General features: G+C 61.8%; 27 protein-coding genes. 4 read left to right on the top strand and 23 right to left on the bottom strand.

Translation table 11 applies throughout. The features are described from left to right. Positions 1–40 precede the first annotated feature (40 nt). Both OCL88_RS08380 and OCL88_RS08375 read left to right on the top strand, forming a co-directional pair. Entirely contained in the window at positions 41–217 is a 177-nt protein-coding gene (locus OCL88_RS08380) for a hypothetical protein (protein WP_264962217.1), read from the top strand. A gap of 137 nt (positions 218–354) precedes the next feature. Continuing rightward, entirely contained in the window at positions 355–693 is a 339-nt protein-coding gene (locus tag OCL88_RS08375; RefSeq protein ID WP_264962216.1) for a hypothetical protein, read from the top strand. 67 nt (positions 694–760) lie between these two features. Here the strand turns inward: OCL88_RS08375 and OCL88_RS08370 are convergent, their stop codons facing one another. Beyond that, positions 761–1,681 carry a tyrosine-type recombinase/integrase gene (locus OCL88_RS08370; RefSeq protein WP_264962215.1) on the bottom strand — a complete coding sequence of 307 codons (921 nt, stop codon included), beginning with the start codon at positions 1,679–1,681 and terminating at the stop codon, positions 761–763. A gap of 234 nt (positions 1,682–1,915) precedes the next feature. Here OCL88_RS08370 and OCL88_RS08365 point away from each other — a divergent pair, with 234 nt between their 5' ends. Next, entirely contained in the window at positions 1,916–2,617 is a 702-nt protein-coding gene (locus OCL88_RS08365; RefSeq protein WP_264962214.1) for an SGNH/GDSL hydrolase family protein, read from the top strand. Here the strand turns inward: OCL88_RS08365 and OCL88_RS08360 are convergent. The 8 genes from OCL88_RS08360 to OCL88_RS08325 are packed head-to-tail and all read right to left on the bottom strand — an operon-like array spanning position 2,607 to position 9,088. Next, on the bottom strand, positions 2,607–4,448 hold the full coding sequence (locus OCL88_RS08360) for a GDSL-type esterase/lipase family protein (protein ID WP_264962213.1): 1,842 nt from the start codon (positions 4,446–4,448) through the stop codon (positions 2,607–2,609). The genes OCL88_RS08365 and OCL88_RS08360 overlap by 11 nt on opposite strands. A gap of 4 nt (positions 4,449–4,452) precedes the next feature. Beyond that, on the bottom strand, positions 4,453–4,887 hold the full coding sequence (locus tag OCL88_RS08355) for a hypothetical protein (RefSeq protein ID WP_264962212.1): 435 nt from the start codon (positions 4,885–4,887) through the stop codon (positions 4,453–4,455). Between the two features lie 24 nt (positions 4,888–4,911). Next, positions 4,912–5,253 carry a hypothetical protein gene (locus OCL88_RS08350; RefSeq protein ID WP_264962211.1) on the bottom strand — a complete coding sequence of 114 codons (342 nt, stop codon included), beginning with the start codon at positions 5,251–5,253 and terminating at the stop codon, positions 4,912–4,914. A gap of 3 nt (positions 5,254–5,256) precedes the next feature. Further along, positions 5,257–6,153, bottom strand: a complete 897-nt coding sequence (locus tag OCL88_RS08345; RefSeq protein ID WP_264962210.1) for a hypothetical protein — start codon at positions 6,151–6,153, stop codon at positions 5,257–5,259. Positions 6,154–6,160: 7 nt separating this feature from the next. Beyond that, complete coding sequence (locus OCL88_RS08340; protein ID WP_264962209.1) at positions 6,161–6,844, bottom strand: collagen-like protein; 684 nt, start codon at positions 6,842–6,844, stop codon at positions 6,161–6,163. Then, on the bottom strand, positions 6,828–7,151 hold the full coding sequence (locus OCL88_RS08335; protein WP_264962208.1) for a hypothetical protein: 324 nt from the start codon (positions 7,149–7,151) through the stop codon (positions 6,828–6,830). The genes OCL88_RS08340 and OCL88_RS08335 overlap by 17 nt, the downstream gene beginning before the upstream one ends. Before the next feature lie 36 nt (positions 7,152–7,187). Next, positions 7,188–8,624, bottom strand: a complete 1,437-nt coding sequence (locus tag OCL88_RS08330; RefSeq protein ID WP_264962207.1) for a polysaccharide deacetylase family protein — start codon at positions 8,622–8,624, stop codon at positions 7,188–7,190. After that, a complete protein-coding gene (locus OCL88_RS08325; protein ID WP_264962206.1) occupies positions 8,624–9,088 on the bottom strand; it encodes a hypothetical protein in 465 nt (154 codons plus the stop codon). Before OCL88_RS08325 ends, OCL88_RS08330 begins: the two co-directional genes overlap by 1 nt. Before the next feature lie 83 nt (positions 9,089–9,171). Here OCL88_RS08325 and OCL88_RS08320 point away from each other — a divergent pair, with 83 nt between their 5' ends. Then, entirely contained in the window at positions 9,172–9,618 is a 447-nt protein-coding gene (locus OCL88_RS08320; protein ID WP_264962205.1) for a hypothetical protein, read from the top strand. Here the strand turns inward: OCL88_RS08320 and OCL88_RS08315 are convergent. The 14 genes from OCL88_RS08315 to OCL88_RS08250 form a co-directional block, all read right to left on the bottom strand. Continuing rightward, on the bottom strand, positions 9,615–10,370 hold the full coding sequence (locus tag OCL88_RS08315; protein WP_264962204.1) for an autotransporter adhesin family protein: 756 nt from the start codon (positions 10,368–10,370) through the stop codon (positions 9,615–9,617). The two genes, OCL88_RS08320 and OCL88_RS08315, sit on opposite strands and share 4 nt — an antisense overlap. A gap of 1 nt (position 10,371) precedes the next feature. Beyond that, positions 10,372–11,442 carry a hypothetical protein gene (locus tag OCL88_RS08310; protein WP_264962203.1) on the bottom strand — a complete coding sequence of 357 codons (1,071 nt, stop codon included), beginning with the start codon at positions 11,440–11,442 and terminating at the stop codon, positions 10,372–10,374. 9 nt (positions 11,443–11,451) lie between these two features. Then, on the bottom strand, positions 11,452–12,234 hold the full coding sequence (locus tag OCL88_RS08305; RefSeq protein ID WP_264962202.1) for a hypothetical protein: 783 nt from the start codon (positions 12,232–12,234) through the stop codon (positions 11,452–11,454). Beyond that, positions 12,227–15,031, bottom strand: coding sequence for a hypothetical protein (locus OCL88_RS08300; RefSeq protein WP_264962201.1), 2,805 nt, complete (start codon positions 15,029–15,031; stop codon positions 12,227–12,229). Before OCL88_RS08300 ends, OCL88_RS08305 begins: the two co-directional genes overlap by 8 nt. Before the next feature lie 10 nt (positions 15,032–15,041). Next, positions 15,042–15,338 (bottom strand): hypothetical protein, encoded by a 297-nt coding sequence (locus OCL88_RS08295; protein WP_264962200.1) that lies wholly within the window; start codon positions 15,336–15,338, stop codon positions 15,042–15,044. A 77-nt stretch (positions 15,339–15,415) separates the two neighbouring features. After that, on the bottom strand, positions 15,416–15,727 hold the full coding sequence (locus OCL88_RS08290; RefSeq protein WP_264962199.1) for a hypothetical protein: 312 nt from the start codon (positions 15,725–15,727) through the stop codon (positions 15,416–15,418). A gap of 93 nt (positions 15,728–15,820) precedes the next feature. Continuing rightward, positions 15,821–16,651, bottom strand: a complete 831-nt coding sequence (locus tag OCL88_RS08285) for an IPT/TIG domain-containing protein (RefSeq protein ID WP_264962198.1) — start codon at positions 16,649–16,651, stop codon at positions 15,821–15,823. 66 nt (positions 16,652–16,717) lie between these two features. Then, positions 16,718–17,143, bottom strand: a complete 426-nt coding sequence (locus OCL88_RS08280; protein WP_264962197.1) for a hypothetical protein — start codon at positions 17,141–17,143, stop codon at positions 16,718–16,720. Continuing rightward, the gene (locus OCL88_RS08275; protein ID WP_264962196.1) at positions 17,136–17,408 is read right to left on the bottom strand and encodes a hypothetical protein; all 273 of its coding nucleotides are present in this window, start codon (positions 17,406–17,408) and stop codon (positions 17,136–17,138) included. The genes OCL88_RS08280 and OCL88_RS08275 overlap by 8 nt, the downstream gene beginning before the upstream one ends. Positions 17,409–17,415: 7 nt before the next feature. Further along, positions 17,416–17,787 carry a hypothetical protein gene (locus tag OCL88_RS08270; protein WP_264962195.1) on the bottom strand — a complete coding sequence of 124 codons (372 nt, stop codon included), beginning with the start codon at positions 17,785–17,787 and terminating at the stop codon, positions 17,416–17,418. Beyond that, entirely contained in the window at positions 17,766–18,197 is a 432-nt protein-coding gene (locus tag OCL88_RS08265; protein ID WP_264962194.1) for a phage Gp19/Gp15/Gp42 family protein, read from the bottom strand. The genes OCL88_RS08270 and OCL88_RS08265 overlap by 22 nt, the downstream gene beginning before the upstream one ends. Before the next feature lie 14 nt (positions 18,198–18,211). After that, positions 18,212–18,481, bottom strand: coding sequence for a hypothetical protein (locus tag OCL88_RS08260; RefSeq protein ID WP_264962193.1), 270 nt, complete (start codon positions 18,479–18,481; stop codon positions 18,212–18,214). Continuing rightward, positions 18,481–19,413, bottom strand: coding sequence for a hypothetical protein (locus tag OCL88_RS08255; protein WP_264962192.1), 933 nt, complete (start codon positions 19,411–19,413; stop codon positions 18,481–18,483). The genes OCL88_RS08260 and OCL88_RS08255 overlap by 1 nt, the downstream gene beginning before the upstream one ends. Before the next feature lie 8 nt (positions 19,414–19,421). Beyond that, entirely contained in the window at positions 19,422–19,784 is a 363-nt protein-coding gene (locus OCL88_RS08250; RefSeq protein WP_264962191.1) for a capsid cement protein, read from the bottom strand. Between the last annotated feature and the right edge of the window lies 1 nt (position 19,785).

Here is a 19,785-nt window from a genome sequence, read left to right as displayed (position 1 = left end):
ACAGAACTGATCACCATCACAACCAACTCATAGGAGTGACATGAAAAGAATCGAAGAGAACCACGCATCGGACCCTCGTGCACCGTGGACCCCGGCGGCCCGCCTCATGGTTGCGGCTACGACCCTTGGACAAAAGTTGGTCGGGTACGAGGAAGACCATCCCGAACGGGGCGACGTTCCGGGTTGGGTCATGATCACCTTCGTGACTGGGGCCTGATCTCACCGGAACTCAGAGGCTTGCCCGTGAAGAGCGAACGACGTCGGAGGATAGATCGGCCTGCGCCAATCATGCCAATATCGTCGATCTGGCCTGAACTGCTAATGTTCCATCACATCCAACAAAGGGGGCGCTATATGTCAGAGAAGCCGTTGCACTCATTCACCTCACACGTCGCCGGTAAGAACGCGAATGTCTCCATCTATCCTGACAGGGTCGAGTGGACGAGGGCGGGATTGTCCGGAGGGAAGCTTCTAGCCGGGGTCGCAACGCTTGGCGTATCCACGTTGGCGACTGGGGTCCGTAACAAAGATACTGAGATGATCCCAGTTCGGTCGATCACCAGCATCACAACCAAAAAGGGCCTGGCAAATACCACCGTCAGCGTAATCGTCCCGGGCAACACAATCGATTTCCGCGTCTCCCACGGAGAGGCGAAGACGATCAAAGAAACACTCCAGCGCTTGATGCTCTAATGCCGACGTTTAACAAAAGGTGCCCACATCTGCCTAAATTCAGATGTGGGCACTTTTGGCTTAACCCCTAAGCGGCTCCAGCCAAGAACGCGGCTACGGTGTGGTTAGCGTGCCGGTCGTGGTTATGTCGGGCCCGGTCGTACCGGGCAGTGATACGTGGGTCTGAGTGCCGTGCGGCTACCTGCACGTCACGGAGCGGCACGCCGGCGTCTAGGCAGGCTGTGACGTAGGAGTGTCGGAGTGAGTGCGGGCTGATCTTCTTGGTGATCCCGGCCGCTTTGCAGAGGCGCGTGACGGCCAGTGCCGCGGCTTTGCGGTTCATCGGCTCACCAGACTTTCTACGCAGCAGCAGCGGCCCTGATGCGCGGTCGCCAGCGCCTGCGTCCAGTGCCCGGATGACGGGGACGGGGAGCGGGATAGTGGCGGGCTTCCCGCCCTTGCCGACGATTCTCAGCACACGGTGGCCGCGCTCGATCTGCTGGTAGTCCTCAATCTTCACGTTGCACGCTTCGGACACCCGGAGCCCAAGCATTCCCATGAGGGTGATGAGTGCGTTGTCCATGACGTGCGATGCCCGGGCGGCTTGGATCAAGGCGCCGAGCTCCATGCGGTCAAGGCCGAGGGTCTTTGATTCATCCTTGTAAACGCGGGGCATGCGGATGTGCGCTGCGGGGGATCGATCAATGTAGCCGTCGATCTCCGCGAAGGCGTAGAAGCCTTTCACGATGGAGAGTCGCATGGCCACGGTGACGGGGGAGTTGCCTCGGTCCTCTTCGAGGTGCCTGGCGAAGAGTTCCAGCACTGGCCGGCGCATCCCGCCCAAGACGTCGATGCCGAGTTCCGCGCACCAGTCCCAGAGGACTTTGAGTGAGACACGGTAGGTTTCGCGGGTGGATCCGGAGTAGCGGGCGAGGTACCCGGCTGCTGCGAGTTCGGCTGGGGTGGTGATGCGTGCGTTGGGCACACCAATGAGGGTAGTGTTCTGCATGTCGTCTCCATGTTGCTTAGCGGTAGATGGGTGACGGCATCAGGCCCTGTCAGAGTTCCCGCTCTGATGGGGCCGCCGTCGTTGAGCCACCTATGTTACTCCATACGAACGACAAAATAGCCCCACACTCCGGAGAGTGCGGGGCTATTTCAGTTGAGGACAAAACCGGTCTTATGTTCCACTGACTGGCCCGTACAATGTTGATCAATCACGTTCAAGCTTTGGGGGACTTCAGTGCGCCGTAGAGACGCCATCAAACGCCGCAATCGCCGCATCGTCATTCTGGGAGTTTCGGTTGCCATCGCAATCGCTGGGACCGGCGGGGCGTACATCATTAAACGCGAGATGGACATTAAAGCTAGGTGCGAGGAATCCCGCAAACTCACCAGCGTTGCCGAGGTTCACGCTGGCTCCACTCCTGCTGTGGTCTTGGGCGACTCGTACACTCAGGGGATCTTGCTGGATGATCTCAAAGACGGATGGGCGTACAAGCTGGCCGAGTCTGAGGGCTGGGATGCGAAGATCGACGGTGTTGGTTCCACGGGCTACGTGAATGGTGGTCCTTGCGGTGACGGTTCCTTCGGTGCCCGGATTTCCGCTGGTGCCGTTTCTTCTGATCCGGAAGTGCTGGTCCTGCAGGGCGGGCTCAACGACTATCGCGAGGACTTGACCCAGGTCGAAAGCCGGGCCGATTCCGCGGTCAGCCATGCCAAGCCCATCAAGAGGATCGTGCTGATTGGTCCGCCGAAGGCGCCCGCCCGAGACAACCTGGACAAGATCGACGCGGTCCTTGCCAAAGTCGCCAAGTTCGAACAAGTAGAGTATGTGTCCGCGCTGGGCTGGGATGACTTGGAGTTCCTGCCTGATGGCGTGCATCTGACTGAGGCTGGCCACGTACGCTTTGCTGCGCACGTGGCCGATGCCCTTAGTCGCTGATAGCTGCGGTTACCGCGTTGGCTACCGCCCCGTAGCCAGATGCCACTAGGTGGATTTTGTCTGAGTCCCACACGTCACGGAACGCCGCATCAACAAGGTTCCATCCGAGCAGCCTGCTATTGACATCCACGAGCAGGATTGTTGGGTCAGCAGCAACAATTTCGTCAATGGCGGCAAGGTACTGAGCCCACGGGTATGTCGGAGCTGCCACGTCACCACGCTCCCACGAGTTATGCAGGACGATGGACGCATTCGCGTTGGCCTCCCGGACCTTACCAATGATCGCCAGTAAATTCGTCTTGTACGTGGCTGGCGGGACAGTGGCCTGCACAGCGTAATCGTTCAAGCCAAGAGCGATAAACACCATGTCGGGAACCATGAGTGCCTTAGCGCTGTTGGCCCACTTCACGTTGGTGGTGAACGATACAGTGTTGTAGCCGACATGGGCGCTGTCCCACATCCGAATGCCCGAGGCCTCGTCCTGGTTGTACTCCATGACACCTTCGAGGATGGCGTAACCGCTACTGCACACCAGTTCCAGCACGTGGCTACCCTGCGAGAGGCCCCCGTAGCGGGTAGCGAAGCCGTTCACTTCAGTGGCATTGGATGTGTCGATGGACGCCTTCGCAACCCCGTCGATTTTCACGGCGATCGTTCCGCCGCCTGACCGTTTGGTTGTCACCACGTCAACGGCTGTGCCTGTGAAGGTTCGGCGCATGACCCCGACTGAACCTGTTGGGCCAAGCTTTACGGAGCGCAGGCCGAGGCCGTAGCCCGCATCCAGGACGGGCACGACAGCTACCTCCGATGGTCCGATGGTTGTCACCGTGTAGTCAAGGAGTTTGGAACCGGCGATGGGCAGCTGGAATCCGGTGAAGGTCGCTGCTGCTAGGCTGTCCTTTTCCGGCTGCGTGAGTGTTGCTGTGAGGTCCACGCCGTTGACCGTGGCTGTGACGGTCAGCCCTTCGATTTTGATTGATGCCTCAAATGTGGCGTTCGAGGCGTCCACGGGTACGGGTGGCGTGGCGTATGTTGCCATGGTCGTAACAGTGTTGCTGATGCGCTTGACGATCCGCCACGTTGAAGTGGTGTTTGACAGCACGGCTTCCAACTGCACCTTGTTGTTGGGCGCCGTGGGGTCGTACATGCCGATCAGGATGAAGAACTGGTTCGTTGCTGTCAGAGTCCCGAGCGTTGCATTCACGGTGACAGTCCGGTCAGAGGCGGTGCCAGCATTCGCGTAGGCAGTACCACCACTTGCTGTCTGCGTGACTGCTGCGGCGCCATCGAGGACATACTGGCCGTTGGTGCCGGTCCATGCTGCACCAATTTGCGGGGTTGAGCCGTTGAGGTCACCGGAACGCGAAAACGTGTCGCTGTAGACGGTCGCGCTGCCGCCTAAGGCGTTGAGGTATGACCATTGCGACCCGCCGAACGGAACCCCGCCTGTGTAGATTGCAGGAGTGTATCCGACCCCTCCCGCTACTCCCGCTGGCTGGTACTTTGCCCGCAGTTTCGCGACAACCTGATCAATCCAACGAGTTGCCCTTGTCGCGGCGCGGGCACCCTCCATTGTGGAGTCACCTACGAACAGAATGTCTACCGGGGCTGAGGCTACGCCGCCGACTTGGTTTCGGAACCATCGCAGCGGCGTTACAGCCAAGGAACGAACGTCCTTCTTGCTGGCAAACGCAGATTTCATGGGGTCTGCGGTTGGGCCATAAGTGGCATTAAGTGCCCCGTCTTGGAGCCGTGCGGGGAGGTTGCCGTCAGCGACTTTGACGGGCGCGGGAAGGGTGAGGTCATCACCCACGGTGACTATCCGTGCCATGGTTTCAGGTTCCTATCAGGTAGAGGCCGGGGTGGTCCGGGTCCGGGGTGATCGTGGTGGCGCTGAGGCGTTCGGCCAGTTCGTTGAGCGGTGCAACCCATGCCGGGTCAGTGGACGGTGCCGGCGCCAACGAGCCAGGATCCAACGGCACCAGATCCGAATACTGCACCGGGCCGTCCTCGGGGATGGTGGTGTAGATCGTCCGGCCCATCGAACCGATCACGTGCTCATCGATCCGCCACACCCAGCCCGGTTCCGTGGGCGCAAGGTCCACATCCACAGCCCCCTCAACAAGGTCAGCCTGGAACCGCACCGGCAACACCACAGCCCCGCCCTCCGACGTCCGGCGCTGCGTCGGGGTGAACCTCAGCAGACCGGACGCCGGGGCAAGGGAACCGTCCGGAGCCGGGACCGCCAAATTGATGTTTACAACTGTCACGCGGGCTCCTAGCTCCAGACTCGGTTAGTTGGTGGGGCGTTCGCGGGAGTCGTGAACGATCTGGCCGTTCTCCGCTACCGTGATGTTGCCCGTGACCGGGGCGCCCGCCTCATGCTTGCCGTAGCTGGGGGTTTTGGCAGAGCCGAGAGCAGCACGCTTCAACCAGTCCGGCAGCTTCGGTTCCAGCCAACGCCAGAACGCATACCACGCCGCGATGATCACGGCCGCCACGACAGCGGACAATGGCGTGCCGTACTCCAGCAACGCCTCACGGTGCGGCTCAAGGATCGGCAGCAGGCTGATGGCCCACGCGATGAAAGATCCCCACAGGGCGGGGACTACCGTTCGGAGGATGGATGTCAGCATGGGTTAGCCTTCCTGGCTCAAAGTGACAGTGGTTGTGGCGGTGGCTTGCAGGTCCGCCAACGCGGAAGCAGCACCGGCCTTGGCTGCCTGTTCAACGGCCGCCAGATCGACGGGGGAGCCGGGCTTGGACGCCAGCTGCTTCACAGCCTCCAACAGCCCAGCATTCTGGCCTTGGATGCCTGCGAGCATGGCGGGGATTGGTCCGGCAACACGCTTCCCCGATTCGCCTCCGCGAAGCCAGGTCCAGACGTCACCAACCTTGTCGGCAACGTCAGCCATACCGCCGCGGGTGCGCCCGCCGAGCTGGCCGTCAAGAGCGATCTGATTCAGCATCAGCGTCGTATGGTCGTTGATTTGGCGCACTTCTTCAGCGGACAAGGTGTCCTCCTTTGGTGTGATGATTTCGCCTTGCAGGACAAGGCTTTCGACGGGGCGCAGGTAGCCAAGAAGGCCCTGCTTAGGTAGCCACTGGTCAAGTACGGGCCCGGACGACTGACCGGGGAAGGGATTGTCCCAGCGGCTTTCGGAGCTGTTCTGGGAGGCGCACCGGATGTAGTCGTAGCCGCGGTCCTCAATCACGACGGCGACATGGGTTGCGGGGTAGTACCAGAACGAATCACCCCAGATGGCCTGATCGCCCGGCCTTGCCAGCTCAGTGGGGGGAACCTGCACATACGAGGACCTGATGGCCTTCGTCTGCGGGTAGTCCCGGTACATGGTGCCCGCGTACCCTGCCCACTTACCGGTCCCGCCCGTGGTGTTGATGACGGGCAGACCGAAGAAGTTGGCGAAGTGTGCGTGAAGGTCCCAGCACTGGGCACCGGCGAACCGGTCGACGTCGATGTACGCGCCAAGGACCGAGGTGAGCCAGAACTGGAACCGTGAAAGCTCGAATGCCATGACGCTCCTATGTCTTCGGCGCAGCGGTCGCGGCGCATGTGTAGGTGGTGGATCCGGGCGGGTTTGGTGTGCAGGTGTGCGTCACGCCGTCCTTGTCAGTGAGCGTGATGGACGTTGGCGCTGCCCCGTCCTTGCCGTCGGCGCCGTTCGCGCCGTTGGCCCCGTCAGCACCAGCGGGTCCTGCTGGACCAACCGGCCCTGTGGGTCCTCGTTCGCCTTGGGGTCCTGGAGGGCCGGGCACCGACGAATCCTCCCCGTCAGCACCGTTAACGCCGGTAGTGCCGGTGTCGCCTTTCGGGCCGGGCTCACCCTGCGGGCCCGGGATACCTTGAGGTCCCGGGATGCCCTGAATGCCTTGGACGCCCTGCGGCCCCTGTGTCGGCTCGGTCGCTGCCCGTTCAAGATTCCGGCACGTCTCACTGGCTGCCGCGTCCTGGCCTGTTGTCTTGCACAGCGCGTCCGTGGCCGCTTGCGCGAGGTTCTGTTTTTCCTGCGCCTGCTCTGCCCCGTACTGGGCATTCGTGACCGCCAACCGGTGATTATCGAAGGCCAGCCACCCCGCAACAGCCACAGCGGCCAGCAGCAGAAGGGACAGGCCGGCAAGCAACAGTTTCGTTCGCTTGTCAGCCTGTCTCGACTTGGCTGCTTCAGCCTGTGCTGCTTCCAGCTCCGGATCATTCAGTGTCGTCATGGTCATCCTCCGTCGGCCATTCGGCGGGATCGGGTTGGATGTCGTGCATCAGCAGCTGCTCCCGCCACTTGCCGGCGGCTGCTTTGACTCGGGAGTTGTACCGCTTGGACCGACGCCGTTCTTTCTCGAAGTCGGTTGCCTGCTTCTGTAGCTGCGCTTCGAGGGAGGCGACTCTGGCTTTCAGGAGTTCTTCCACGGCCGCCTCCCTCCGTTCGCGTTTCTTGTCTGACCTGTCGATGAGCTTCCAAGCTCCACCTCCACAGGCGATGAGGATCCCCCCAACAGCGGTGATGATCGCTGCATCCACACGCTTGCCCCTCCTGTCATTGCCATGCCTGGCGGGTCATCGTGCGTCCGCTAGGAGCAGTTCGTACGGGTCCAGCACCACAAGATCCCCGGCTGTCTGCTTCGTCACCAGATAGTCCAGGACGGTGGTGAGGTGGGCTGTGGTGATGTTCCCCGCCGTGTTCAGCAGCGAGGGGTGGCACATGAGCTGCAAACCTGTCCGGTTCGTGATCGCCGCGTCGATCTGTGCGGTGATCGCGGAGACCGTGGAGGTGTCCATGGTGAAGTGGCCCATGCCCTGCCGGGGCCTGCCGTCCAGGACGCGTTGTGAGGTGTTCGGGAACGCCCCCGAGGACACGGCATGGTTCTCAAGGATGAGCCTGCCCGCGTCGGTGTTGTAGAACGCTTCGGGGGTTTGCCCGCCGTTGAACCCGTTGTAGTTGGTCCCGCCAACACCGGGCACGAACCACCCGTCAATTGACGCGGAAGGCAACTGCGCCTTCAACTCAGCGAGGCCGGTAACAATGCAGTCCTGCAAGGCTGCGAGTGTGGTGCAGTCGTTGTGGTGGGCGCCGTGGTTGCCGATCTTGCACAGCCCTCCAGCAACCCAAGCATCAACCATGGCCGCGGTAACGGTGTCGTTCTCCGTCGTGGACCAGCCCCGTGAGTTGAGCGCCAGCAGGTATTTGAGGTTGCGGGCCTCCAATAACGGGCGGGCCTCGGTGTTGAAGTTGTTCAACCCGTGATCGAACCGCAACGCCACAGCCCCCGCACCGAACGGGAGTTTCTTGGATCCGCCGCGCCGGAATGAGAAGTCATCCAACCGGACAGCGTTCGCCAGGCCAGCATTGGACGGGTCCGTGGCGGACGATGCCGCCCCCAGATCCTTCCACGCACCGAACGGGTACGGCGAAGGAGTCAGCGCGACAGTGGCGCGGGACAGGGCCGTGTGCGACGCCCCGTAGGAGTACATCTGCTGGAACACAATCCCGGCAACGGTGGCCTCAACCTCAAAGTAGACCGGCCCGCGAGGGATCTGAGTAGGCCACCCACCAGTCAACGACGTGGCAATGGTGGTGTTCTGCACCATGTACCGGCCAGTGGTCCGGTAATCATCAAGATTCGCACCCGAAGGCACATCAATGATGCGGTCCTTCTCCAACTCCCAATCAGTGAACGTCTTCGGGGTGGAGAAGTAGTTCTTGATGCTGCGTCGGTACGTTTCAGGGAACCCGTAGCGGACAACCCTGTGCTCACCGGATGAAGCGCCGGTAACGCTCACCTCGATCTGGCCAGCACCGGAGAAGCTGGCAGGCAGGTTCGTATAGGTGTTGTTCGCGGACAGGTGCCAGAACCCGGAATCGGTCTGCTTCGTCAGGGTGTTTACGTCAGTGTTGTTCGGGAGCGTGCCCTTGAACCCGGTGCCAGCAGGGCCCTGCGGACCCCTCGCGCCACGGATGTTCGCGACATAAACCCATGCCCAGTTCTCAGCCATTAGACCTTCCTCAATTGGTGGAGATTCCCCGTATTGAGGGGGTTTTCCGGGTCGGTGGGATCGTCCTCAAGCCACCACGTGCCCTTGGGGACGCTGGTTGGCGGGGACAGGGACACGTAGAACATCAACGAGTTCTTCGGCGGCCGGCCAAACAGGTCAGAGAACGTGCCCCCACCAAGCGGGACGCGCAGCTGCCAGTCCGGCCAGTCCGCCTTCACGTACTTCCCTGGGGAATCGAGCCACTTGATAGAGACCGTGTACCAGGCGTCGTCCATCATGTCCTCGGTGGACTGCAGGTTCGCGGTGAACGAACCATCCGCAGCCGGGGCTACTGAGACCGGCTCGGTAGGGATCATTACCCCGGGCTTCGCGTTCGGCGCGTTCAGAGTGAAAAGGATCTCTGGAGCTTTCCCAACGAGGTGCCCGAAATTGACCTCAGTTAGGTTGCCGGGTACTGCTGGCATGTCGCCTCCTGGACAAGGAAAAGGCCCCGGAGAAGCGGGGCCTTGGTGTTTTAATCTGTCTCGACGCTCGGTAGAATCGGCGCATGCGAAAACTTGGGGGACTCATCCTGATTGGCCTGCTCGGACTGACCGCGTGCTCTGCACCCTCTGGCGAGGCCACTCCGACTGCCACTAGCCCCGAATCAGCAGGGGCGTCTTCGAAGATCGCCCCTTTGCTGGCCGTCCCCTCAGCGAGCGCTGTTCCGTCTCCGACCGCAAGCCTGCCTTCTGAGTTCTACGACGACAGCGCCCGGGGCCGCTATCTTGCCGGCGTGAAGAACGCTCTCAACGCCTGGCGCGATGGAGTGATCCCCTCAGACGATGACCTCCTGAAGGGTGCGGAAGTCGCGTGCGGACTCTATGGCCAAGGCAAGACGACGGAGGAAATCTCTGCTCTTGCTGGGTCCGATGGCATTGCCGGCGACAATGCATACGCTGTTGCCGCCTATGCAGGCCGTTACTTGTGCACAAAGTACAACAGGTTCAGCTAAACGATCTTCTTCAGGTTGCCGGTGTTGTCCAAATAGACGTTGGGCGTCACCCCGGAAATCTGCTGCATCCCACTCACTTTTAGGACTGGGGCTGCCAGCTCGATAGCGACTCCGCTAGCCAGCAGCATCCCTAATGCAGTGCTGGATGAGACTGAACCGTTGGGGAAGTTCAGCGTCCCACCCCCCGTGCCGGTGTTCTCCAGCGTCAGACCACCAAGCTTGATCTTCCTGCCCTCAGCAACAGTCAGATCGTTGTTCAGGGTCGCTGCCCCGTTGATGTCCATGGTGCCGGACACTTCGAGGTCGCCTGTGATGTTGGTCAGCCCGTTGATGTCCACAGGCCCGTCAGTGACCAGCTTCCCGGTAACCGTGGTGTCGCCCGTGATATTGGTGATGCCGTTGATGGTGAGTTCGCCGTTGAACGTGGTGTTCCCGTCGACCAGCAGCGGGCCGTCGATGTTGAACTCGCCCGTGGCGACGGTGGTGCCGTTGAGCTGCATCTCACCCGAGGCTATGAAGATGCCAGTCATGTTGATCGTGCCGTTGGCGTTCAACGTGCCGATGATTTCGGCTGATCCGGTGACCCGTAGGCCGCCGTTTTCGATGGTGATCATGCCGCCGTCGTACACTGACAGGCCACCACGCCCGATAGCGGAGCGGTTCTGGTTGGTGTTGTTCTCCAATCTCTCAACCCTGCGCACAAGCGCCTGGATGGCCCGCATGGGGTCAGCCATGTTGTCGATCGCTACCACGTCATCCGCCTATCTGCTGGAACTGGAGGTTGATCCAGTCCTGGTCGAAGTCGAAGGAGATGAGACGCCAGTCATGCCACCCGGCGTCAAGGTAGTAGAAGCCTGAGGACTTCACCCGCGCTGTGCCGCCCAGCCGCAGGTCCGCAACGGAAACCTCGCCCGTGGTGGGAATCCTGAAGCTCAGCTGCTGGGTAGGGTCGTTGCTGGCGTGCAAGGCCGCCGTGGTGCGTGACTGCAGCTCCGCGCCGTCCTTGCTGCCAAAGTTCTTGACTAGCTCCAACGCCGGGATAGGCCGGCTGAAGTCTGCGGCGTCCCGCACAAGCCGATCACGTTCGGACCCTTCACCCGTGCCAATGACCTTGTTGACCATGTTCTGCGCGTTGGTCTTCAGCTTCAGCTGGTCCACCTCAGTCATTGCAGCCGTGGAATCCCACTCCCACAGCCCAGAGTCCAACACGCCGGAGCGCATCACCCATTCAAGGCCAGGCCCGTTCCAGTTGCAGTCAAACTCGATGTTCGGGCCACCGTCAGCGGACATGATGTCATCCAGGGCAGCGGCGCCGTTGAGGAACTCGTACCCGAAGTACTCACGGGTGGCTGTGCCGGCCACTGCCGCGCTGGTGATGATCGGCATGTTGTACCTGGCATCCGGGTTACCGGTGAGGAGCTTCTTCACGATGAGGTTCGCTATCGAGGCGAGCGTGACGTTACTCCAACGGATCGGCGGGGCCGACTGGTCCCCGTTACCTCGGATGGAGAGGAGGTAACGCCGCGCGAGAACCCACCAAATATCCTCGTGCTGGACCGTGAGAGTCCCATTTTTCTGGTCTTCCTCGGCGTCCACGAGGAAACCCGCATACACGGCGTTTTCGTTCCACGTGGCCACCAGCGCCCGCTCCATCAGCTGGATCGAGGACAGGCTCAGGACCTCGGCCACTTTGGGGTCTTTGACCTTGAACGTTGCCGAACCCCGGCTGCCAGTATTCAGAGCCCGCCCACCAGAGAAGGACATTGCAGGGATTTCGATCTTGTCAGCCCACGAGTCCGTGCTGATGGAGTAGTACTTCCACACACGGGCCTCCTAAATGTAGGTGTCGAAGAGCATAAGCGTTGCCGTGGCCGTGCCGGTGAACGGTGGCCGCGGGGCGATAGCCAGCACTGTGGGCGTGCCCGGAGTTACGAGCGGAGTGAAGCCGTACCCGATGCCGCCATGAATGACAGCCCCGTTGATGCGCACGCGCCCCGTCCCGTAGTCCACCTCATGAGGCTGGCCAGGGATCAGAGGCTGAGTGACCGTGAAGACCTGCCCCTTGATGGTCAGGACGTAGCCGCCAGGCATGTTGCCGGCCACTTGGATCACTGGCGTGGCCCCGGCGTTGCCCTTGTGGTGAACTCCGGCAGCGTTAGACCCGACCGAGGCCACGAACGGGCCTCTGGCCTGACCGAACTTTCGCGGGTCCGGGCACCACAGCTGCAGTTGGAACGTGGCGTTGTTGCTACCCCGAATTTCATCGATGCTGAGGCTGTCCCGCGAAGCGTCCGCCCACTGGGTGATGCCGCCCTTAGTGACCTGCACCCGCCCGAGCTGCCCATAGGCGAGCAGCCCGGACAGTGCATTCATCTGAATCTCACGATCCATGATGCTCTTGCCGAGGATCGCCCCGGTTAGCGTTACCGTGCGGGACTCCTGATAGCGGGGGAGTACCAGCGATCCGTGGCCTTGGGGCCAGGGCAGTTTCTCGCCCCTCAACGGCACACTGTCAGTCCAGCCGTCCAAGCCGTTTTCAGTGATCGTGAACGGGCCAAGCCCCGGCCTCCCGTGGAACTCCAGCCCGTCCACGACCACATACAGTTCGTCAAGCATTCACTGTCCTCAGCTTGTAGTTGAGTTGGTTATCGAATGCCCTCGCTACACCTTCGGGGCTCATCTGATCCCGGATAGGCATGTTCACCGTGACTTGCGCGCCGGCCAAAGCAGATCCAGGCGTGCCGGACCTCGCAACCGTGCGCGTGCTGGTGGCGCCTTGCTCTCCGGTCAGTGACGCCGCGTTCATGATGGTGTTGGCCGCGGACTGGACCTTGTTCTGCTCACTGACGATTCCTTCCGCGAAGTCACCGGCCAGTGCCTTGCCGGAATGGGTGGTGTACCCGCTTCCGGAGAACGGGCCGCGCTTGGCCGGGGAGAACGGGAAGAAATCCCGGACCCCTTCCAGCACGCCACCAACGGCATCCCCGATGGCCCCAGCCATGCCCATGATTCCGTCGATGAAGCCCTGAATCAGGGACTTGCCGGAGTCCAGTAGCAGCCCACCGATATTACCCAAGGCACCCAGGATGGCGTCACCGATACCGCCGAAGAAGCCCAGCAGGTCCGCGAGCATCCCCTGCGCGCCGGTGATGATCGACGTCCACGAGGTGACTACGTAGCTCACGATGCCGGTGAACGCGGAGGTGAAGAAGCCCACCAGCGCGTTCAGGCCGTTCAGAACCACGGACATCACAAGCTGAATGGCGCCGGATATGACGTTGATGATCAGCTGGAAAACGCCACCGATGATGTTCAGGATCCCGGACCAGACCTGAGCCCAGTTCCCTGAGATGATGCCGGTGACGACCTCGATAATCCCTTGCACTACCAGCATTGCCGCGCTGATGATGTCCACAATCACACCGAAGACGGTGACGATGATGGGCATCAGTGCCTGAATGATCGGGATCAGCAGGCCGGCGATAGTGGTGACCAGGGGAGCGATGGCCGCGACGATGTTCCCGATGATCGAAATCAATGGCGGCAGGACGGCCGTGATCAGTTCCGTAAAGATCGGAGCCAGCTGGGTGAGCAGCGTCGTTGCCAGCGGGATGATAGCTGCCAACAGGCTCATCACCACGGGCACTAGGGCCACCAGAATGTCCTGGAACAGTGTGAACAGCGATGTCACCAGGGGCATCATGCTGACAAAGTTGCTCGCCAGCATCGTGACCAGCTGCTGCACCAACGGCGTCAGCTGCACCATGGCGCTGGTTAGCAACCCGCTTGCCACACCGGCGAGGCTGCTTAGCAGCGCCACGATCTGCGGCAGGACAGGCTGCAGAGCTTGAAAGAGCAGCCCTATCGGAGAAAACGCAGACAGAAACTCCACGGCAGTGGGAGCGAGGTCTGCTACCACAGCCCCGACCTGCTGGAACAACGGCTTCACGATGTCGAAGACAGCCCGGAGTCCAGCGCCGAAGGCCACGAACCCTGACAGCTGCCCATCGAACTCGGCTCGAACGTCACCGCCCATGGTCAGGCCGGACCAGAAGTTGCTGATCGCGCCGCCAAGGCCTGGGAAGATCCCCGCCAGGCCACCATCGCCTAGCCGGTTGATGAGACTCTGGATGGTGGGCAGGATGCTGGTGTTGATGAAGCCGTAGACCTTGGTCAGCGTCGGAAGGAACAGCCCACCGATTGAAGTGGTGATGTTCTTCCACCCAGCAGCCGCGCGCTGCTGCTGACCTGCAAGGGTGTCGTTCTCTTTCGCGAAGTTGCCCTGTGCGTCAGCGGTCTGCTTCATGATCAGCGACAGGGTTGCCGCCTGCTGGGCGTTGTTCTCGAACGCCCCATCAACCTTCTTGAAGCCCAGTGCAGCCGCTTCAGCGTCGATCTTTGCTTGGTTCAGGGAGACGCCGTAGCGCTCAATGGGGTCCCGTTCGCCCTTCAGAGCCGACGACAGGGCCTCGATGGCCTCGCGGGAGGTGCCACCGAACATGGAAGACAGGTCAGCGCCCAGGCCTATGAGCTGGTTGGTCTTTGGTGCCAGCTCGTCCATGGCGGTGCCGCCGTTTTTGAGCTGCGCCCCGATGAGTGTGCCGAGCTCATTGAACTCGTTCTGCGTCAGCCCGACGCTGTTCTGGGCCTCGGTGGACCACTTGAGCATCTCCGAGGCGCTGCCCTTGAAGACAGACTGGATCGCTCCCGCGGACTGCTCCAGGTCACCGGCGCCCTTCACAGCGCCGCTGAAGAAGTCCTTGACGGTATCGAACGCGAACACCCCGGCAAGGGCACCCATGGCGCCCTTGAACCCTGCGCTAAATGCCCCACCGGACTTCTTGCCGGCGTCCTCCGCTGAGGACTTCGCCGCGTTCCCAGCATCGTCCACGGAACCGCGGACAGTAGAGGAGAGGCGCTGCTTCAGGGATTGCCAGCCGCGGGCGAACCTGTTGGCGGACTGCTCACCGGAGGAACCGGCGTCGCTGGTCGCGTCAGCCAGCCTAGACTGGGCGTCTTTCAGCTGGTCCGTGGACTGCTTGGTTCTGGTCTGGGCGTCAACCAGCTTCCGCTGGGCTGCAGCAAGCCGTTCCTCAGCGGCGATGGCCCTGGAACTGGTTTCCCCGCCCTTGGCCCGCGCCTCGGCCAGCGCAACTTCGGCCACTCGGACCTTGCCCGCTGCGTCCTGCTCAGCGAGGCGAGCACCGGAGAGCGCCTTAGAACCTGAGGCGATCTGAGCGTTCAGCTTCTTGATCAAAGCCTGACCCGGATCACCGGCGCCGACATTGAAGGCAGAGTTGAAGCTCTTGCCGCCTTCACGGCCGGCGCCAGACATTTCCGCGTTAGTTTTGCTCCGGAAACCACGGAACGTAGGGAAGATGGCTACCTGGCCGGATCCAACCTCGGAAGTCATCAGCCCTCCTCTATGTGCGTAATTGACCGAAGGCGCTGCTTTGCTTCAGCTCAGCTGCAAGCTGCTGGCGCTCTTCGACGGTGACCTTCTCGGCTTCCGGCGTTTCCTGCTCGTCCCACGGCCACGGCAGCCGCAGCGGGGCGTCCCCCTTGGAGGACAGCGCGTTGTGGACTTTGGTGAGCAGCAGAGCGCCGTAAAAGCTTTGGCGGTCCATGGCGAACGACCAGCCGCTCATGGACGCGAACAGGTGGGAGCCCATCTCTGTTCGCAGCCGGTCAATCAGGTCTATGGCTTCGCGGTAGCTCACTGAGCCGCCGATGTCCTCAACGGAGCAATGCAGACGGTGCCGGAAGTCATAAGACAGCGCGGGGCGGTGCTCCTCGACTACTTCAAGGAGCGCTGCAATTCCCCCATGGTGGCCTGCACCTTGTCCTCGAACACCTTGAAGAACTCGACCATGATTTCGGTGGTCTCCATGATGTCCAGCTCATCGATCGTGGCCACCGTCTCAGGCCCAGCGATTTCGTCCAGGATCAGGAAGAACGCGTCCATCTGATCCATGCTGCCGAACTGGCGCAAGAGCTTGGTCTTGAAGCGCAGAGGGATGGAGATTTCGCCCTCGGTGGTCTGGCAGACAAGCTTGTCCTCCACCACGAGGAAGCGGGGCTTTTCAGCTGCTGCTTTGCGTGTAGTCATGATGTGCTCTCACTATCCGATGGGTGGTGATGGGTTGAGCTGTGGCCCTGCGCCCACCCATCAAGGAGCGCAGGACCACAGGTAGAAAGGCGACTAAACGTCGCGGGTGTAGGAGAACGCCGCCGAGGCGCCCACGGAGTTGGTCACGACCACGTTGGCCGGGCCAGCAGCGCCAGCAGGCAGGACGGCCGTCAGCTCGGTGTTGGACACCACATCGAAGTCGGACACTGCCGTGCCGCCGATGGTCACCGCCGTGGTGGTCGCGAAGCCCGTACCGGTGATCGTCACGAGCTCGCCAGTGCCGGCAGGGTCCGGGGAACCCTCAACCGCGGTGATGCTGGCCGCCGTGACGGATGCCAGGGCCGGGATCAGCCATTCACCGAAGTGCTCGTTGTTCACCAGCGGCGAGCGGTGGATAGTCAGGGTGACTTCGTAACCGAGGACGTTGCCGCGCTCGTTCTTGTCTTCCTTGACCGTCTTGATGCTGACCTTCGGAGCCCAGCGGCGACGGATGACGCCGTTCTTGAAGATTTCCTCCGTAAAGACGGAGTACTGAACCGCGTGGCCGCCCGCGTCGACGGTCATGTAGCCGTTCTCATCGGCAGTCTTGCCGCGGGTGATGGAACGGACAATTTCGTCTGTCTGGGCCAGCTTCAGGACCAGCTCAGCGGTCGCGATGCCGGTGGGCAGGGAGTAACCGTCCTGCCAGAACACGATGGGATCGCCGTCCGGCTCCAAGGTCCACTCAAAACCGCCGTCCTCAGTGAGGAGGCCCGGGACCTTGTAATCCGGATCAAGGGTGAAAGAGCGGGAAGCACCAGCGGCCGGCGTCGGGCCAGCAGTACCTTCCGGCGCGAAGCCGATGTGACCGGTTACCGGTACACCAACGGCGGAAACGTCGTTGCCGAGTTCATCAGCAGCCATTACTTGCCTCCAAATAGAAAAACCATCCACAGGCGTGAATGGCTGGTTGATTGGTTTGGGTAGTGCTTAGGGGTATGGGGTGCCGACGACTGCCAGTTCGAAGGTCATGTACCGTCGTGGCTGGCCCGATTCTTCGGTGACCTTGTAAGGGCCGGTGGCGTTGATGACCCTAGCCACAGGGTTGCCCGGCTCGGGCCCTGCGCAGTCCGCCACAATCATGAAGACCAAATTCGCCAGCTCTGTCGCTTGCTGCCCCTGCGTGGGATCATCGCCCGCGAGCACTGTGATGCCAACGCTTAGTTCCTTGGTGATTATCGATGTGGTGGGGCCACTGTCATCCCGGACAACCACCGTCTTGGGACGGGCAGGGCTCGGAAACTGATTGCTGACAAACACGCCCTGAGTGATCGGCGAACCGATGGAGGCCAGCTCCGCCCGTATCCGGCCCGTCAGATAAAGTTCCAGATCAGTGAACAGGACCCGGCTACCCACTCTTCTTCACCTGGTTCAGCGCCCGGGCTAGGTTGCCGGTCTTCGACTCAATCAGCATGGACTTCTCATCCCTGGCTACCACTAAGGCAACGTTGCGCCGGTCCCGCTCCACAATCTCTACGCCGATACCTTCGGCGTAATCGTTCGTGTCTCTAGGGGCTGTCGCCCGTGCGACCGAGGCGACTTGATTGGCGACATCAGAACAAAGGCCCGTAACTTCAGCAGATTTACCCAGCCGCTCGAAGAACGCATCATTGTACTCCATGCCTGCATCAACCCACTACCTTTTTGACACGGAACTCCACGCCAGGGTTCCAACCAGTAAAAGCGCTCTTCCAGTCAGCGACTTCGCCTTCGACCTCCCACAAGCCCGAACGGGCGCGGATGCGGTCAAATGGAAGCACGTCGATCCCTGGGGCCCCGTAGAGGCTCATTGCTGTCGTAACGGTGTTTCGTTCCGGCGTTACCGATTCAGTGCTGCTTGATGGGGCAATAGCGACACCGACCAGGTCAATCGTGTCCGGGTCAGACCAATCGCGAACGGTGTGCTCGCCGGAGAAGGCATCCTCGGCGAGCGCTGCGCGTTCTCGTTTGACGGTTTCGCCGTTCGGTAGGGGGAACATCAGTTCCTGCCTTCCTGCCATTCGAACAGGTTTTCGTACCTGCCCGATGGCGGGGCGTGGAATTGCGGGAGGGCTGCACTTCGCCCTTCGATGACTTCAACCATCCAGTCCTCGATGTTTGCGGGGTTGGTGCTGCCGGCCAGCAGTGTTGCCGTGCGGGACATCGGGCCGACCGATTCTGAGAAGGACTTCGCGCCACGGACGGGCGGGCCGTCCACCGCGCTAAGGACCATCTGCACTACAACGTCGGCGACGTCCTCATGAGTCAGGCGGTCGCCGGGGTTAGTGATGCGCAGGTCGATGTCTTGCCAGCGCCGTCTGATGGCCCGTGAGGCCATGCCCAAGTAGTACTCTGCCTTGGGCCGTTCAGCAGCGGTGAGCGGGCGCCAGGCCTTTTCAAGAGTCCCAAGGTCAGCGAGATCAGTTGCCATGACGCCCACCCCCTCTACTTGGTATCTGCGGTCTTGTCAGCGTCGGCCTTGGCCTTTGCTTCGGCGGCCTCCTTGGCAGCGGCGTCCGCGGCTGCCTTCGCTGCCGCAGCGTCGCCGGACGCTCCCGATGAGGCATCCTTCTCGTACTTCACGAGACCCGCAGCGACCAGGCGCTTCTTTTCCTCAGCAGAAACGCTGGTGGGAAGAATTGCGCCCTTGTCGAAGTACCGCTCGGTGTCGCCGGTCTTAGCCACGATCAACGTGGCAGTAACGATGTGTCCCATTAGAGCCCCGTATTCGTGATGATGATTCCGGCGTTCGGTTCCAGAACGACTGGAACCGTCACGCGGCGAGCGCGCAGGTTGTAGCCGTCGTGGTCGTCATCCCGGATTGCCTTCGTTTCGACGCCCACACCATCGCCAGCGCGGGTGTAGCCCGGGCCGCCAATCTCTTCGTCGGCCATGCCGCCGAGCTGATCAGCGTCCACCAGCAAGGGATTGCCGGAAGGGGTGTGGTTGCTGCTGAGCCAGGTCAGACCGAGGGCCTGCGGCCAGATGCCCGTGATGAGCGGGTTGCCCGCCTCCCGGGGGAGGAGACCGGCCGCGTTCAAGCGTGCGACGGCCTTTGCCCACTGCTCGTCCTTCAGGACGATGGTGTTGGGGTCGTAGCCTTCATCCAGCGCCGTGACCTTGGCCTTGGCAAGCAGGGCACCTTCGACGATGGCGTCACCGTCGGTCCACGCACCAGGCGCACCCGCGCCGGTGGCGTTGAACGTCTGCGTGATCTTGGAGGCGATCACACCGAGGGCAGCCGAGTCGACGAACTTCACGGACTGGTTCACCAGCTTCGTGAAGGCGCGCTCCACAGGGTTGATGCCGAGGCGAGCAATGGCCTCGTCGAACACCGGAATGTCCTGGCCCCATTTGGTGGTCTTCGCAGCGGCCAGTTCACCGCCGGAAGCCGTGGTCTTCGGGTACGAACCACCCGGGGCAACAGCTTCGGGGCTGTCGTCCGTGGTGATGGGTTCACCCGTTTCGTAGAGGATGGCCCCGCCTACAGCGGTGAAACGTCCGCGAAGCAGGACATCGGCGATGTACCGCTGGGCGGCCAGGGTGCGAACACGCCGGGCGATCAGCGACGGGGTTTTGAGGAGGTGGTGGATTTCGACCGTCGTACCACCGGAGACGGTGGCGGGCGGCGCAGGGTATGTGTACATGCGGGCTCCTAGTGGTCCATCAGGATTTCAACGGGAACGTCCGTGCCCGCCGTGAGTGCTGTGCCGACAGCGTGTGCGGCGTCGCCTGCGCCGATGGTGACGACCTTGCCGGCGGCTGCCGGAATCACTCGGGCGCCAGCGGCGATGGCTCCCGATGCGAGGATGCGCTGAACGCCCCCGGGCAGGACGGTGACCTTTTCGCCGGCCGCAGCGTCGAATGCGGCGGTGCCTACCCACGCCGCGGTGGAACCGGACGTCGGGGAGACGCTGCGCGGTCCAGTCACGGTCAGCAGCTGGCCGCCGACGACATCAACGGTGGCAGTGAAAGTGACGGGTGCCCCGTCGTCGAAGAGGCGTACGTGCTGGCCCATG

Source organism: Paenarthrobacter sp. PAE-2 (assembly GCF_026013155.1).
Classification (GTDB): Bacteria; Actinomycetota; Actinomycetes; order Actinomycetales; family Micrococcaceae; genus Arthrobacter; species Arthrobacter ureafaciens.
The sequence above is the reverse complement of the archived record's forward strand: the minus strand, read 5'-3'. Positions and strand labels throughout refer to the sequence as shown.

Excerpts from the sequence above, each read along its gene's own strand:
- OCL88_RS08325 (WP_264962206.1), bottom strand. The coding sequence starts at position 9,088 with ATGCCAGCAGTACCCGGCAACCTAACTGAGGTCAATTTCGGGCACCTC.
- OCL88_RS08330 (WP_264962207.1), bottom strand. The coding sequence starts at position 8,624 with ATGGCTGAGAACTGGGCATGGGTTTATGTCGCGAACATCCGTGGCGCG.
- OCL88_RS08380 (WP_264962217.1), top strand. The coding sequence starts at position 41 with ATGAAAAGAATCGAAGAGAACCACGCATCGGACCCTCGTGCACCGTGG.
- OCL88_RS08340 (WP_264962209.1), bottom strand. The coding sequence starts at position 6,844 with ATGACGACACTGAATGATCCGGAGCTGGAAGCAGCACAGGCTGAAGCA.
- OCL88_RS08350 (WP_264962211.1), bottom strand. The coding sequence starts at position 5,253 with ATGCTGACATCCATCCTCCGAACGGTAGTCCCCGCCCTGTGGGGATCT.
- OCL88_RS08370 (WP_264962215.1), bottom strand. The coding sequence starts at position 1,681 with ATGCAGAACACTACCCTCATTGGTGTGCCCAACGCACGCATCACCACC.
- OCL88_RS08320 (WP_264962205.1), top strand. The coding sequence starts at position 9,172 with ATGCGAAAACTTGGGGGACTCATCCTGATTGGCCTGCTCGGACTGACC.
- OCL88_RS08300 (WP_264962201.1), bottom strand. The coding sequence starts at position 15,031 with ATGACTTCCGAGGTTGGATCCGGCCAGGTAGCCATCTTCCCTACGTTC.
- OCL88_RS08290 (WP_264962199.1), bottom strand. The coding sequence starts at position 15,727 with ATGACTACACGCAAAGCAGCAGCTGAAAAGCCCCGCTTCCTCGTGGTG.
- OCL88_RS08260 (WP_264962193.1), bottom strand. The coding sequence starts at position 18,481 with ATGGGACACATCGTTACTGCCACGTTGATCGTGGCTAAGACCGGCGAC.
- OCL88_RS08360 (WP_264962213.1), bottom strand. The coding sequence starts at position 4,448 with ATGGCACGGATAGTCACCGTGGGTGATGACCTCACCCTTCCCGCGCCC.
- OCL88_RS08275 (WP_264962196.1), bottom strand. The coding sequence starts at position 17,408 with ATGGAGTACAATGATGCGTTCTTCGAGCGGCTGGGTAAATCTGCTGAA.
- OCL88_RS08305 (WP_264962202.1), bottom strand. The coding sequence starts at position 12,234 with ATGCTTGACGAACTGTATGTGGTCGTGGACGGGCTGGAGTTCCACGGG.
- OCL88_RS08255 (WP_264962192.1), bottom strand. The coding sequence starts at position 19,413 with ATGTACACATACCCTGCGCCGCCCGCCACCGTCTCCGGTGGTACGACG.
- OCL88_RS08250 (WP_264962191.1), bottom strand. The coding sequence starts at position 19,784 with ATGGGCCAGCACGTACGCCTCTTCGACGACGGGGCACCCGTCACTTTC.
- OCL88_RS08270 (WP_264962195.1), bottom strand. The coding sequence starts at position 17,787 with ATGGCAGGAAGGCAGGAACTGATGTTCCCCCTACCGAACGGCGAAACC.
- OCL88_RS08285 (WP_264962198.1), bottom strand. The coding sequence starts at position 16,651 with ATGGCTGCTGATGAACTCGGCAACGACGTTTCCGCCGTTGGTGTACCG.
- OCL88_RS08375 (WP_264962216.1), top strand. The coding sequence starts at position 355 with ATGTCAGAGAAGCCGTTGCACTCATTCACCTCACACGTCGCCGGTAAG.
- OCL88_RS08265 (WP_264962194.1), bottom strand. The coding sequence starts at position 18,197 with ATGGCAACTGATCTCGCTGACCTTGGGACTCTTGAAAAGGCCTGGCGC.
- OCL88_RS08345 (WP_264962210.1), bottom strand. The coding sequence starts at position 6,153 with ATGGCATTCGAGCTTTCACGGTTCCAGTTCTGGCTCACCTCGGTCCTT.